The 14,558-nt window shown below is 59.0% G+C and carries 9 protein-coding genes; 2 read left to right on the top strand and 7 right to left on the bottom strand.

The genetic code is table 11. From position 1 onward, the window contains the following. Positions 1 to 2 precede the first annotated feature (2 nt). Both CA85_RS17335 and CA85_RS17330 read left to right on the top strand, forming a co-directional pair. Complete coding sequence (locus tag CA85_RS17335; protein WP_186775015.1) at positions 3 to 851, top strand: glycoside hydrolase family 16 protein; 849 nt, start codon at positions 3 to 5, stop codon at positions 849 to 851. Between the two features lie 25 nt (positions 852 to 876). Next, positions 877 to 1,656: an SGNH/GDSL hydrolase family protein gene (locus tag CA85_RS17330; RefSeq protein WP_146392636.1), complete on the top strand. Its 780-nt coding sequence runs from the start codon at positions 877 to 879 to the stop codon at positions 1,654 to 1,656. A gap of 125 nt (positions 1,657 to 1,781) precedes the next feature. Here CA85_RS17330 and CA85_RS17325 read toward each other — a convergent pair whose 3' ends face one another. From CA85_RS17325 to CA85_RS17295, 7 genes are all read right to left on the bottom strand, one after another. Beyond that, positions 1,782 to 2,894 carry a hypothetical protein gene (locus tag CA85_RS17325; protein WP_146392635.1) on the bottom strand — a complete coding sequence of 371 codons (1,113 nt, stop codon included), beginning with the start codon at positions 2,892 to 2,894 and terminating at the stop codon, positions 1,782 to 1,784. Between the two features lie 11 nt (positions 2,895 to 2,905). Beyond that, the gene (locus tag CA85_RS17320; protein WP_246112907.1) at positions 2,906 to 8,722 is read right to left on the bottom strand and encodes a protein kinase domain-containing protein; all 5,817 of its coding nucleotides are present in this window, start codon (positions 8,720 to 8,722) and stop codon (positions 2,906 to 2,908) included. Continuing rightward, complete coding sequence (locus tag CA85_RS17315) at positions 8,709 to 11,057, bottom strand: DUF342 domain-containing protein (protein ID WP_146392634.1); 2,349 nt, start codon at positions 11,055 to 11,057, stop codon at positions 8,709 to 8,711. The genes CA85_RS17320 and CA85_RS17315 overlap by 14 nt, the downstream gene beginning before the upstream one ends. Positions 11,058 to 11,151: 94 nt before the next feature. Beyond that, positions 11,152 to 11,520, bottom strand: a complete 369-nt coding sequence (locus tag CA85_RS17310; RefSeq protein WP_146392633.1) for a DUF3127 domain-containing protein — start codon at positions 11,518 to 11,520, stop codon at positions 11,152 to 11,154. A gap of 33 nt (positions 11,521 to 11,553) precedes the next feature. Continuing rightward, positions 11,554 to 11,790 (bottom strand): hypothetical protein, encoded by a 237-nt coding sequence (locus CA85_RS17305; RefSeq protein WP_146392632.1) that lies wholly within the window; start codon positions 11,788 to 11,790, stop codon positions 11,554 to 11,556. Beyond that, on the bottom strand, positions 11,787 to 12,884 hold the full coding sequence (locus CA85_RS17300) for a D-2-hydroxyacid dehydrogenase (RefSeq protein ID WP_146392738.1): 1,098 nt from the start codon (positions 12,882 to 12,884) through the stop codon (positions 11,787 to 11,789). Before CA85_RS17300 ends, CA85_RS17305 begins: the two co-directional genes overlap by 4 nt. Positions 12,885 to 13,040: 156 nt before the next feature. Beyond that, positions 13,041 to 14,312 carry an anti-sigma factor family protein gene (locus tag CA85_RS17295; protein ID WP_146392631.1) on the bottom strand — a complete coding sequence of 424 codons (1,272 nt, stop codon included), beginning with the start codon at positions 14,310 to 14,312 and terminating at the stop codon, positions 13,041 to 13,043. Positions 14,313 to 14,558 lie beyond the last annotated feature (246 nt).

The following is a 14,558-nucleotide window of genomic DNA, read 5'->3' as shown; positions in this document are numbered from 1 at the left end:
TGATGAAGAAATTATCAAAGCTGGCCACTCGATTGACCGAGCGTCTGCCCATCATTTTGAGAACCGCCTTGGGCACCCTGATCATGGGCCAGGCGCTCGCACCGGCCCAAGACACCACGCCCCAAGCCGAGTTGGTGTGGAGCGATGAGTTCGATGGCGATTCGCTGGACTATTCCAAATGGGGCGTCGCCGTGAACGCATTCGGTGGTGGCAACCACGAGCTCCAAATCTACACCGACCGCCCCGAGAACGTTCGCGTCGAGAACGGCAACCTGGTTCTGGAGGCGCGGCACGACCACGCCGCGATCGCGGGAACCGAGCGGGAATATTCGTCGGGCCGAATCCATACTAAACATCGTGGCGATTGGACCTACGGCCGCGTCGAGGTGCGAGCCAAGCTACCAGTCGGTCAAGGAATTTGGCCAGCGATCTGGATGCTTCCCACCGACGACGCATATGGCGGTTGGGCGGCGAGCGGAGAGATTGACATCATGGAGTATCGCGGCCAAACGCCCAACGAAGTGCTGGGCACACTGCACTTCGGCGGTAGCTGGCCCGAGAACACCCATTCGAGCGCATCGTACAAACTGCCCGCCGGCACGTTTGCTGAGGAATTCCATGTCTTCACACTGGATTGGCAAGCCGAAAAAATGGTCTGGTCAGTCGATGGACACGCCTATCGCACCGAGACCAAGTGGCATTCCAGTCAGGCCGAGTACCCTGCGCCGTTTGATCAGAGGTTTCATTTGCTATTGAACCTGGCCGTCGGCGGCGGTTTCGTCGGCTCCCCAGACGCCACCACAGCTTTTCCACAACAGCTCCTCGTCGACTACGTCCGCGTCTATCAATAGCCCTTCCCTCAACCGAGAAATAGCCATGCACCGCTACACCCGCCTGCTCTTCTTGCTTTGTGTCACCATCGCGACGCCCGCTTTGACGTCTGCGGACCAAGCCACCCCCTCCCAACCGGAAACGGGGTCAACGGCCGAAGTCCGACAGGGCAATTGGGCCTTCACACCGGACCCAAATCTCCCCAATGTCCTGATCCTGGGTGACTCCATCTCGATTGGCTACACACTGCAAGTCCGAGAAACACTGCAGGGTAAAGCCAATGTGTTCCGGCCGATTTCCGACGACGGTCAACGCCCAGAGAACTGCAGCGGCACGACCAAGGGCGTGGCATCGATTGACCGTTGGCTGGATGGTCGTGACTGGGATGTGATTCACTTCAACTTCGGCTTGCACGATCTGAAACACGTCAAGGAAGCGGGAGCGGCACAAGCCTCTAATTCGATGCAGGATCCACGCCAAGCGGAACCGGAAGCCTACCGAAAGAACCTAACGGAGATCGTCAAAAAACTCAGCGCCACCGAGGCCAAGTTGATATACGCCACCACGACCGGGTACCCCGCAGGCGTGAAGCCGGCTCGACTGCCTGCCGACGCCAATCTCTACAATGAGCTCGCCGTCGAGATCATGCGGTCCCACGATATCGAGATCAATGATCTGCACGCACTCTGCCAAGACCGCATGGAAGAGCTCCAACTCCATAAGAACGTCCACTTCAATGCCAAAGGCCGAACCGTCCAAGCCGAGCGGGTGGCGACTGTCATCGAGAAAGCATTGGACCATCCAACGGCAAACCAGACGAAGTAACGAGCGACTAGCCAGGCCCAGGGGCCTGTCCGGATAACTTCTTGCCGATTCGAGTGGAAGACGACCGGGCAGCGATCTCACGATCTCCGCCGATGCATTTTTCGAGCACGGTTCCGCAACAACGTCTACGACGAGACGGTTGAACTGCGTCGGGCCGAGCGTTTCCAGATAAAGCCATCGAGGACATAGTGCGTGATCTGGGGCACGGCGAGTAGCGGGGCTAACCACATGCCGATTGCAAGCCGATCGCCCGTCCCATCCGCTTGATCCGCGGCCCCCAGATCGGCCCACCCAAACAGCCATGTGCGTTGATGCGATAGGCCACAATCCCATAGCAATTCCTCCGCATAGGCCAGTATCCAAATCGCGCCGAGAAACAGCGAGACTCGGCCCACGGTCGTCTGCCAACGTGAGGTCATCGATGAGGCTCCGCGTTGCCAGCGATACCAATAGATCAGCACCATGTAGGGAATGCCGTGGATGATCACATTGGTGACGGTGAACGCGTAGTCGGAATTGAGCGTGATGATCCCGATATACCAACACAGCGCCGTCGTCACCACGACGAGATCTTTCCCTGGATTCCAAGCACCGCATGAGAGACCGCGGTAGAGCGATCGGCCAGCGTATATCGCCAACGATAGCCAGTAGATGGGTTGGAGAATCGTGGCGGTGAACGGCGGCAGTGTGACGAAGTCGCCTGCGGTGAACCAACTGAAATTACGCGGCAGGTGCGCGTGCCAGTAAACCAACGGATAGATCGTCGCGAGGTAGATCGCTGCCGCATCGATCCACCACCCCACCGGCTCACGATCGTTCTCGCGAGAGCGATACAGGGCCACCCATCCGTACTGTTGGCGGATGAAATGAAAGACAGCGAGATAGGCCAGGAAACTCCAAAACAACACAACGCTCTCACTGTACACCGCTGCGCCGACGAGAAACGCGAGCAACGGTGTCAGGGCGTACAACCACGGCCGGCGGCGCAGTTCAACAGGGTCGAAATAAACACGAAAGCCGGTCGCGTAAACGTGTGCAACATCGATCAATAGGATCGCCGCGACCCACGTCCACCCCGGCGTGTCTTCGTGCAAAATCCCCATCGCTGCACCGAGAGGCAGCATCGCTAATGCCAACAACGCGCTGCCGCCGAAAGTGAGCAGATCAACCCACGGCGAAAAAAGAACTGGAAATTGTGGCCGCGTGTCGCTGTGCGAGAAAGCATCCGTGATTGACATGATTTCGACTACTACGGATCGTTCGCTGGCCAGATCACAACGTTGCCATCGCGTCCTGCCGTTATCATGAGGGTCTCCCCAGGATTGAAATCGACTGCGCTGACGCCATCGCGGTGGCGAACCAGCTCGAGCAGTTCTCGTCCCTCCGGTCCTAGCCGGCTCGGTGACGAATTCCCCTCCTCGTCAGCCACTCCCAGTGTGAAACGTGGGTCCCAGATGCGAACGCTACGGTCGAGCGAAGCGGTAACCAAACGGAGCGTGGACGGTGAGAGGAGTCCGGGCCCGGGTTCGCTCGAGGGCGCCGAACCAATCAGATCCACGGCTTCAATCGCTTCGGCGTGCCCTTGAAAGACTGCGTCCGGTGAATCACCAGGGCGATCACGTTGGGACAAATCCCACATCCGTGCCAATCGATCCTGACCGGCAGCGGCCACGAAGCGTCCATCGGATGAAAAACAGCCTGAAAGGATGCTTCCAACCTCCGAGTCCGAGAATAAAACTCGTTGTTTCCCGTTATCGAGATCGATCAAGATCACTCGCCCCTGATTCGTCGTCGCCAGGAGTTGTCGGCCCGCGGGCGAAACCGTCAACGACAACAGAAACTCGGTACTCATTGTCGAGCTATCGCGTTCAATGGCAATCGTACCGAGTTGTTCAAACGTTCCAGAATCGCGGTCCAACAACCATTCGTGGATCATGCCATCTTCGCCGCCCGTAAAGAACTGTGCCGGTGTTGCGACGCCTCGATAAGCGATCGAACGCACTGATCCGGCATGCGGTGACTCGAGTTTCGCCATCGCCACGCCGCTACGGGCATCCCAGGCTTTCAGGCTGCCGCTTCCCGTTAGCACAATCGACCCGTCCGGCGAAAACGCTGTCACGCCGATTGATCCGTGAATTCGGTAGCTGACCTCGAGACTGCGTGAGGCCGTGTTCCAACGGTAAGCGGAATTGCCATGCAGAGAAATCAATTCATTGTCCGCGACCGGAATGATAGATGAGACATCACCGAGACGGTCGGGCAACCCCAAAACCATCTCCTTGGCGGCTTGCCCCACCCCATCATCGCATCGCCATTGCTCGACACGACGTGGTTGATCACCCGATGGATTCACGGCCACGAACACGTGATCGCCTGACTCGCCGATGGCAACGTAAGCGATACCCGCTCGTCCTCCCGATCGGGTACGCGCATCAACGGGGATGCTCTGCGTCAGGAGCGTTTGCCGCACAGCGGCCGATTCGGAAGTAGTCAATTGCCACAACACCGCATGATGGACAGTGGCATCCACTTTCTGTAACTCGGAGGAGGTAACTGCTCGGCGGCCGTCGGCCGACAAATCCACACGAGTGACCATGCCGTCATGGTTCAGGCGATCGACGATCTGCCGAGAGCGAACGTTGAATCGAGAGAGTTGGTTGTCGTCGGCAGCGATCCAAACACTCGCCCCATCAGGAGAGAACACAACATGATTGATGCGTGTCCCGAGCAGCAAGTCGATCGGCTCGCCTATCACCGCACCGGACTGCACATCCCACACCATCATGCGTCCTGCACGATCGGCCGTCACAGCGGTCGCCGCGTTCGGAGCGATCGCTACCGCGGTTACCGATTCCTCATGTCCGCCGAGCCGGTGCCGCACCGTCGCGGTCGATGTCGCCGGGTCAAATCGCCAGAGAATCACCCGGGCCTCCGGTGAACTCGAACCGGTCATGATTACGCGGGAATCAGCGGAAACAGCCAGTACCTGATTGAGTCCCGTGCCGGGTATCGTTCCCATCTCCGTCCCGCGCTGCAGATCCCAAATTCGCACCACCGCGTCGGCCCCGCCGACAAAAAGCCGTCCGGCGGCGCGGCTCAACCGCATCGACATAGCCCGGAACTCGGTGCCCTCGTCGAGCGAAACAATTGGTTTGGCCTGCGCGATCTGCGAACGATTCTCATCGACTGCGGATTCACCGGTTGCCATCTCGGCGGTCGTTTTCAGCCGCAGGGTCGCCGGATCCATGGTCAAAATTTTTGCCGTGCGATCACGACTCGCTGTAACCACGTGCTGGCCGTCGGCCGAAAGCGCAGCCGACGTGATCGCGTCGTCGTGAACATGCGTCATCACAGGATCGTGCCTCATCGTCTCGGCATCCGCACCGTCTCGGCTCGGTCCTGCTCCTCTGCCTGGGACCGGGTTTTCGCCGCCCGGCCGGAAGGAGGCCGACGAGGTGGGACCGGATTCGCCCCCCGACGTCCAGAGACGAATAGAATCATCAGCGCCGACCGATAGTACATCTTGTCCATCAGCCGATAAAAATCGTGCGTCTGCAACGGCGCCGCCATGCCCACGCAGTGTCCGCCGCAAACGGCCTTGAGGACGCTCATTCGCCGCCTCCGCTGGGATCACTTCCCAAAGATGAATCAGGTAATCATCGCCGCAGGTGAGCAGGGTTCGGCCATCAGCCGAAAACCGTACCTGGCGTACATTGGACCGGTGGGCGGGCATGGGCTCCGCCATTTCGGAGACATCTTCGCCAGCCATCGGGGGCCCGCGAAGGCGTCCCGCTTCCAAAAAGGGGTCGGACACCTTTTCGGCGCTACCGGATTGTTCGGAGGATTGTTCCCGAGATTCTGGGTCGGGTTGGCCTACGCTGTCGACCGCATTTTTAACGAGGTTGCCGATATCACGCGATTGGATCTGCGAGACTGGCCACAACAGGACTTCACCATTGACGTCTCCTGCGGCAGCGAGTTGACCGTCGGGAGAGATTGCAACACTCGTCAAAGGCGTGGCGTTACCTGCAAAGACGCCAATGCGATCGGCGCGAAGCTCGCCATCGGTAGACACGTCCCAAAACACGACTCGACCAAGACCTTTGCCGGAAATTGCCGCAGCAATCCGAAAGCCTTCTGCGGTGGGGGAGCAGGCAAGATCGACCACCGGTGCGATGTGCCACATGACCTCCTCGTCGCTCGGAGACTCGATGTTCCAGATCCGAACCGTCCGGTCGCTCGATGCGGAAACCAGGTACTCGCTGCCCATCCACTGCAGCGCGGTAACGGGTCCACTATGGCCGACCAGCCTTTGAAGAGGCGCCTCTGCGGCTGGTTCTCCCGATTCGAGTCGTCCCGTGGGGATAATCAGGATTTCACCATTCTCGCTCCCAACCGCCGCCAGCGTATTGTCGGCCGTGACTGCGATACAGGCTGCCTGCACATCACCGGACACGCCCAATGCGTTTGGCGTCCCGGCAACGATCGGCTGCTCGGCAGCCGGGTCGATCTCGTACGTCGCCAACCTACCATCATCGAGCCGCACCCAGGCGGCGGCATTACCGGTTTCACCAGCACGGTCGGCAACCGCCAGTCTGGTGACGCCGGTGGCGGTGGCTACCGACGCGGTGGATTGATTGGCGAGCGACGAGAGGTAACGAAGTTCCCAGGGAACGTCCTGCGGGCTGCGTTGGCCGATCAGGTCTGCGATCAAGCGTCTGGCATCGGTGAACTCGTTGCGGTCGATCCGTGCCTTGGCGAGCCCCACTCCGGAAACGTACGCCTCATACTCCGCTTTTTCCTGCGCCAGTATTGCTTGTCGTTCATTGCGTTGTGCTCGATCGGCATTCTCTTGTGCTGCGATCGCATTGGCTCTCGCCTCCTCGGCGTTCTCGTCGGCTCGTTCGGCCTGCTGCACCGCCTCCTTTCCATTGGCAATCGCCTCGGCAGCGTTGCGACTCGCTCGCTCCGCATTGAGTTTAGACTGCAGGGCATTCTTGTCGGCTCGATTCCGTTGCTCGACCACCTCGGCGGTTCTTCGTTCAGCCAGTTCAGTCTGTTGCTCGGCAAGCTTGGATTTCTCGATTGCCTCGAGAGCGTTGCGATGGGCGATCTTGCTTTCTCGATCAATCAAATAAATCGCCACGGAACCACCGACCAAAATAAAGGCGAGTAGTGCCACAGCCACCTTCTTCAAGATGCCGAACCTCGCTTCGCTTTGGCGCCGTTGCCGGAGTGCCGCCTGCAATCGCTCGATCCGTTCCTGGTGCTCAGGATTCTGAGCGTCGAGCATCGAGAGCCCTAGATCATAATCCTCGTTCTCGAAAGCGGCGTCAGCGTGAGCAACTTTGGCTTCGCTGAGCCCTTCCTGTGCTGCTTGGTTGCCCTCCCATAACGCAATTGCCTCTTCAAATCCGAATTGCGCGCGTGTGTACTGCGTGTACGACTTCTCTTCGTTGGCGATCCGGAGGTCTTGCTGGGCGCGGCTACCCAGAGCGATGCTCTCAGCGTGAGAACGGTATTGCCGAATAACATCTTGAAAGGATTTCGTATCGGGGTAGCGATCGGCGGGCTCCCTGGCCATCGCCTTGAGAGCGATGTTCATCAGTTCGCCCTGGTGCGTGGGGTCGAACTCGCTGATTTCATTGTTCGCGACCGCGCGTAAACACTGGCTCACGTTGGGCGCGTGGTGAGGTGGCTTGCCCGTGATGATCATGAACAGGGTCGCGCCGAGCAAGTAGATATCCGCGGCCGGCCCGATTTTCTCGAGCGGCCCGGTGGCCATCTCAGGCGCCATCATCGAGGGCGTGCCACCGAGTCCCGTGGCAGGCGTGATCGAATCGAGTTTCTCGAAGTCCGGCTTGGCCAGGGCGATCCCCCAGTCCATCACCATGACGACCCCGAAATCACCCAACATCACATTTTCAGGTTTGATATCGCGGTGCACCACACCTCGCGTGTGGGCGAATCCAATCGCATCGGCCACCTTGATCAGAATCTCAAGATTCTCATCCCGGGTTTTCTCCTGAATCACATCTGACCATGGCGTGCCAATGACACGTTTCATGGAATAAAACAACGTGCTGTCGCCGGTCAACGCGACGTCATGGATCGGCACGATATTGGGATGGTCGAGGTCCCCCGTGACGACAGCTTCGGTCAAGAACTGTTGCCTTCGGCCTTGCTCGACGGCTTCGAGCTGGCCCTGCTGCTGCAGTTTCTCTCGCTTGGAGTCGTCGAGTGGACGAATCACTTTCACCGCGATCAGCCGATCCAACGAACCCTGTCGCGCAACGAACACGTTGCCCATTCCGCCCCGTCCGAGCAATCGCACGAGCCGGTAGTCGGCCGGCTCTCCGGCGTCCTGGATCTGAGTTGCAACCGTTTGATTGCGGATCCGTAACCGCGTCTCGACGATCGTGCGATCGATTGGCGGCGGCTGTACCGTTGGGTCGCCCGGAGAAGTGAACTCAGCAGAAATCCCCGCCCAATAACTCGCCTCGTCATCGGACAACTCGCGAGGGTTGATGGTCTGGCCCAGATTGGAATCGTCCAGCACCGAGCGGTCGCTGCCATCAACAGGCGACGGGCCCAGATCCACTGAAAAATCGTCACTGGAGTCGACCGTCGCCTGCGGGTCAAATGCACCGGCAGCGTCCACGGTGGCGTTGGGATCGAACTCCGAAGTTTGGTCAACCGTCGCGTCAGTATCCAATCCGTCGTCGATTTCCAACGTCGCATTGGGATCCAGCTCCTCGCCGATTTCGATCGTCGCATCGTGGTCCGTGTTGCCACTACCTGGATACGTGCCGGCCGAATCAGCCGGGGGCGACACCTCGATCGTCGCATTCGGATCAGCAGCATCGATCTCTTCTAACGTGGCATTGGGATCACTGCCCGCAGTTTCCTCCAAAGTCGCGTTGGGATCGCTGCCGGCTACGTCCTCCTGGGTCAGATTGGATTCAAACGCTGTCGTGTCCTCGATGGTGGCATCCGGATCCGATTCAGGGATTTCGTTCTGCGTGGCATCCAGATCGTCTTGATGGATCTTTTTATCTCGATTCATGCTCCGCCTCTGTCGCAGGCAGCATCTCAACCTCAATCGGTTCGAGTTCATTGTGGATCTCGAGCATGTCGAGCTTCAAGGGCGCACCACCGACATCATCGTCTGAGATGATGGCTTTCCCGTTTCGCAAATCAACACGCAAGATCACGCGTTGATCGCTCTCACCGATCACGTAATCAATCTCATAAGCACCGTCGGGTAGTTCGGAGAAAAGTTCATCCAAACGATCCTCGGCTAGGATGCTATCGGGCAGACGAATCGGGTCGACCAAGTCATCTCCGTCAGGGTCGGGCGATAGCACGCGCAATTGAAAATACTCATCGCGGATCGAGGGTGGTGAGGCAGATGATTCAACCGCATCCACCATGACCTGGTTAAGCTGCACCGAAGACGTCAAAATCACAGGAGTCGCCGGTTCGACTGGATCGGGAATCACATCTCGTACCGGGAGGAACGCGAGCGGCACGTTGACACGGGGGATAACAAAGAACGCCCGTCCGCTCTCGAGCTGTGGCGTCAGCGGATTGTCCGTCGAGGTCAGAACACCCCCGGGCACCGAATCTTGTAGCGTCGGGCCGCCCGCAGTCACAACTTGGTCCGGCGGCACTGTTTGTACGATCGAATCTCCGGTCAAAACGATGGAGTCATGGTGGGATACAGCAAAGCGAACCGCCAAAGGATCCGTGGCGCTGGGGCGACCATTGAGTGTCGAGTTCAAAATATCCGATTCAAGATAGACGTGAGAGACGTCCACACGCGTCGAATCTCCCGCGAGATTTTCTATCCGTTCGAAGCGGTTCGCTGGGCCGCCCCAATCAATCGAAAGAGTCAGCCCATTTTCGCCGGCAGCGCCAATATCGATCGACAATACCCCAGTCGCATCGTTCTCGTTCGCCTGCGTCAACGTATCGGTTTGAATCGATTCCACATCGTAGAATGCGGTCTCGATTTTCACATAGTTTGGATCCGTGGGGTCCGTAATCAGGCCCGGGTAAACCGGCTCGATGCCACTCGGCGGAACAACATCGAGCTCCGGTCGTGGGGCAAAGCGACGGGCAATCCCGACGCCATCGCCCGTATTGATCTCAAAATCATCACCGATGACAAAACTCGATGCATCAAGCCGAACCGCACCATCGGTAGTCTGGCTGGCGTGGATCTGAACCGAATCACCCGCCACCCACTCATTGCCAGCCGACATCATTAATCGACCATTGTCTCCACCAGCGATAATCTCGTGGCTCGTCGCCACATCGTCAGCATCATTGGCAGCGACGAAGTCCATGACCTGAATATCCCCACTCGCAGTGACCGAGATCTGACCGTTCTCAGTTACTAACACATTGTCGTTACTAAGATCCGATGACACGAGGTCCACCGAACCGTCGACATCGACGTTGATATCACCCTGCAGAGCACCGCTGGTGGTAACCATGTCGTGCACAGTCATCGTCGCATCGGGCTGGCCGCTGACATCACTGTGCAGATCAATGCTACCCGCACTATGGACACGGTCGACGGTGACGATGGAATTGGCATCATCGGAGAGGTCGACGTCGCCCTCGGCGCTAACCCAGAGGTGGCTTGCGGAAACACTCGTCCCAGCGGCTTGGCTGACCTCACCCTGCAGCGGATCGCCCACCGCACCGACTCTCAGGGCCCCCTCGGCAACGGCTACTTCTCCGAGTCGCACCGACCGGGCATCGTCAATCGTAATCTGGGCACCTGGTCCCGTGGCCAGCAGTTGGCTTGCTGCCAGATCGATGTCATCTCCGCCGCCATCGATATGAATGTCCTCGGCAGCGAGGTCTAATTGATTGGCGGACTCGCCGGAGGCATCTGCGTTGAGCGAGATGTCGAGTGAATCGTTCCCAGCCCCGTCGACCACCGTGACATTCAATCCCACCGGGACGTCAACTCGCAGGGAATCATTGCCGCCGCCGAGGTCCGCCCGTAGCCGTCCCGAAGTGATCTGGTTCGGGTCGAGCGAGTCAACGGTAATGGGATTGCCCATCATGTCGGTGCCGATCCGGATCGGCACCACCGTGGCACTGGCGTCAAAGATTTCGATCTGCCCCGCCCCATTGAGTGTCACGTCGAGGGCATCATCGGCAGCATCACCGGAGAGAACGAGATCTCCCAAAACACCGAGTTCCGCAGTGGCATTGAGCACGATGCGCGGTTCGAGCGTGCGGACCCGCGGAACCCAAGGCTGGGCCGGCTGCGAATCGGTACGGAGTCTGCCCACCCCGATCGATTCGCTTCGTTCCTGCCGCCAATGACTGCGCAGCGAATCGAAAAGCGAGCGAAATCGGGATAGCGAGCGAGATTTCATACAGGGTCAGTACGCGCGGAGGATGCAGCTGCCCTGATATTCTACTCAAACCGAGCAGACGACGCGATTGCGACGGCTCCGAGAACGCGAATTTCTAGAAGGGAGCGTCGTCATCTTCCCCACCGGCTTCGGCGAAGGCATCGTTTGCCGAACCGCTCGCACCGGAACTGCCACCGACGACCTGGTAGGTCAACGCTTCGAGATTGACGAAAAACTTCACTTCGCTGTCCGCATCCCGCTGCCAACGACGTCCGTTGAGCCGATAGACAATCTCAACTTCGTCGCCCTTTTTCAGACCATCGACGGTATCGCAGGCGTCGCGGGTGAATTCGACAGGAACATAGTTGGTAAAGCTGCCCTTATCCTGTTCCAGAACGACCATCCGCTTGCGAAAGCCTTTCTGACCGTAGGTCTTGGTTTCCTCTACCAAATGGACCACACCACGTACTTTTGCGTCACTCATTGCTCTCTCGATCTTTTCACCGGTCAGGATTATTCACGCTCGGCTCGTCGCCGCCGCCGTTGCACCTGCAGAGTGTAAACCTTTCGGCTGCGAGACTAAAGGGCGTCCCTGATCATTGATCGTCACTGTCAATCCGATCGAGCGGTAGGTACGGTTGAATTCTTCCACAAAAGACTCACTGTCGGTGGGCGGCACGACCATGGGTCCGACGGCCCGTGGCCCGTGGCAGACGACGGCTGCCGAATCGATTGCCGCGCGGGGGCTGCTCATGATCGGTCTCGATCGCGCCGGGAAACATTTCCTCCCGTCTCGGCGGCCCCGGCAACCCGATACGAGACGCTGGGGTGGGGGAACCCGAGCTCCTTGTCGACGCGGTTGAACAGGGGGGCGGCTGTGAAGTACCGCCGCAGATTGACGCAAACGAGATCCGTCGTATCATCGACGCGCCGTGCTGACTGGGCACCCACGTGAGGCGTGATCAAAGCTCGCGGGTCAGTCCAGAGAGGGCTTTCAGGTGGCAGCGGTTCGACCTCGGTCACGTCCACCCCGACGCCTGCCAGATGCCCACTCGTGGATGCTGCCACCAGAGCAGCTTCGTCGACGACCGATCCTCGAGCGACATTGACGAAATAACCACCGGGCTTCATCGCGGCAAACTGTTCCGCTCCCACGTAGTGACGTGTCGTGGAGTTCAACGGCAGTGTCAGAATCACGATATCGGATGCTGCGAATAAGTCGTTCAACCGCGCCGCCGGCCAAAGTTCATCAACCTCCGGCGGAGGATTCTCTGGATAATAATCCGTCGCGAGAATGCGCACTTCCCAAGGCCGCAGCATTTTGGCGATCTCTCGACCATTGCCGCCCAATCCCACGATCCCAACCGTCTTGCCCCGCAAATCGCCAGTCGGACGACGAATGAACTCCGGAATCTGACGCGCCCGCTCAAACAGGCCGATGCGGCGCAGCAGGCCCATTAGCAACGCAAACGTTTGCTCGGCAACCTGTGGAGCGAACAATCCCGATGCACTGCTGACAACAATCCGAGGCTCAGCGATCACACCAGGCACGAGACAATGATCCAGCCCCGCGGCGGACGACTGGATCCACTGCAGCCGCTTAGCCGCCAGCACTCGGTCCCAGTCCACGGGGACCTTGGCATGCCCGACAAAAATGTCTGCCGTCGGCAGTAACTCATCAATCCGCTCCTGGCCGGCATCAACGACATCGACCGCGTGTTCGAGCGGGACCGTGGCGTCGTCCTTGAGCTCGGCGAGCGTACGCTCGATCTGCTGGCGATGGCGCGCCTCGACCGGATAACAAAGTACGATCCGGCGGATGGATTCAATGGATTGCTGCTTGATCATGCCAACAGAGAATGCAGGGGGAGGAAGTACCGAATGCAGCACGGCATCCTAGCAGAGACGGGTCCCGCAGGCGCCACCTCCGAAATGCACTGCAGTGACAAGAGCAACCTCATCCCTGCGGCCCGCCAGAGCGGTGTCGCCCGGCCTCGTGATCCCTTAGCGTACCAAGATCAAGACTCGCGTCATGACATCGTTACCCGTGCTTGAAAGCGATTCGGGTTGCACGTCCACGTCGCCCGAGGATGGCGAGGGCAGCGGCAAGAACGCTTTCTCGCCCAGCAGTTCGCGGAAAGTCGCGAGCTCTTCACTCTCGCTGTCGTTCAATTCAAAGCTAAGTGGCTCGTCATGCTGGATCTCAGTTGCTTCGACCTTCGCCAAATCACCTGCCATCTGCAAAACCGGCGCGTCGGTGACCAATGACAACCCGACTGCCTCAACCTGTTGTGGGTCACGACGCAGCTTCAAGAACAGTTGATCAACTTTCCTTGCCGATGCCTGCAGATAGAGGACCTGGAATCGCGAATCTTCATCAAACGTGTCCGCTTGCTTCGCCGCCGCGATGACGTCGCGATTGACCGGCAACCGTTGCGCGTCCTGCAACCCAACTTCTCGCATCGCTTCACTCAAAAAATTCGTCTGGCGGCCGCGCGGGCTCAAACGCACTTCGTACACCATCATCGCTCCGGTGAACGGCGAACCACTCGGCAAAGCGGTGTCGTCGCCGACCGAAGCCATCGCTGAACGATCCATCACCGGATCGGACGAAGAATCGGAGACGATCGCGTCTGGCGTGGGGGCTGCGGCGGTGGCGGCCGCTGATTCCTTGTCGGAGGAAGCAATCGCCGTAGCCGGCGACTGACTGGATCCTTCGGCGCTGTCGCCTGGCTCGACACCTTCTCCCGGCTGCGCGACCACCGGCCCCTCAGGACTTGAGTGACCATTGGGACTTGAGTGACCATCGGGATCGTTCTGAGCGACCGTGTGAATGGCATCTCCAGGCTCGTTTTCACGGATGTTCCACGACACAATCAACAGCACCGCTGCCGCCGCAGACAGCCAGCCAATGAACATGGGCGCTCGTTTTCGGATCCAAGCGACGTCGGGTTGCTCACGGTCTTGAACCGCGTGAGCCGGCTCGACTGCAGCATCCTCATCCGACTGGCGGCGCCCGCTCATCGAAACTCCCCGGCGACGACTTTCGGCGAGCACACCGGACGCAAAGTCACGTCCCAAACGCGAGCCCCCGGATCGCTCGGCAGCGAACAGGGCGCGGAGACTTTCTCGGTCCGCACGCAGCCCCTCCAACTGAGATTGCAGCGCAGGATCGTCGCGCAACTGCTGCCGAAGCAACTGCGCATCCGTCTCATCGAGCCGTCCGTCAAGATGGTCGCTGAGAAGTTGGTCGAAATCGGGTTTGGGAGCTGACATGCTGTCGTGGTCTCAATAGAATCTGGGCGCGGCGAGGCTTCTCTGAGCGAATCCGTTTGCTCGGCTGCGTCGCGTTACATCCCTGTGGTGAAAAGATCGTCCGGTTTGGTTGATAGAACTGAGATGACTTGTACCCAGGAAAAGTTCCTAAATTAAGCAAAAACCGAGGCAAACTTCTACTTCGTTGCCGCTCCCCGTCTCCCGAAAGGGCGAAATCGGCCCGCCTGAGCGATCCTCGCGGCGAAT

The organism is Allorhodopirellula solitaria, from assembly GCF_007859855.1.
Lineage (GTDB): Bacteria > Planctomycetota > Planctomycetia > Pirellulales > Pirellulaceae > Rhodopirellula > Rhodopirellula solitaria.
The sequence above is the reverse complement of the archived record's forward strand: the minus strand, read 5'-3'. Positions and strand labels throughout refer to the sequence as shown.

Bases quoted from the DNA above. Each gene is read 5' to 3' on its own strand.
- CA85_RS17335 (WP_186775015.1), top strand. From the start codon at position 3: ATGAAGAAATTATCAAAGCTGGCCACTCGATTGACCGAGCGTCTGCCC.
- CA85_RS17295 (WP_146392631.1), bottom strand. From the start codon at position 14,312: ATGTCAGCTCCCAAACCCGATTTCGACCAACTTCTCAGCGACCATCTT.
- CA85_RS17320 (WP_246112907.1), bottom strand. From the start codon at position 8,722: ATGAATCGAGATAAAAAGATCCATCAAGACGATCTGGATGCCACGCAG.
- CA85_RS17315 (WP_146392634.1), bottom strand. From the start codon at position 11,057: ATGAAATCTCGCTCGCTATCCCGATTTCGCTCGCTTTTCGATTCGCTG.
- CA85_RS17325 (WP_146392635.1), bottom strand. From the start codon at position 2,894: ATGTCAATCACGGATGCTTTCTCGCACAGCGACACGCGGCCACAATTT.
- CA85_RS17300 (WP_146392738.1), bottom strand. From the start codon at position 12,884: ATGATCAAGCAGCAATCCATTGAATCCATCCGCCGGATCGTACTTTGT.
- CA85_RS17310 (WP_146392633.1), bottom strand. From the start codon at position 11,520: ATGAGTGACGCAAAAGTACGTGGTGTGGTCCATTTGGTAGAGGAAACC.
- CA85_RS17305 (WP_146392632.1), bottom strand. From the start codon at position 11,790: ATGAGCAGCCCCCGCGCGGCAATCGATTCGGCAGCCGTCGTCTGCCAC.
- CA85_RS17330 (WP_146392636.1), top strand. From the start codon at position 877: ATGCACCGCTACACCCGCCTGCTCTTCTTGCTTTGTGTCACCATCGCG.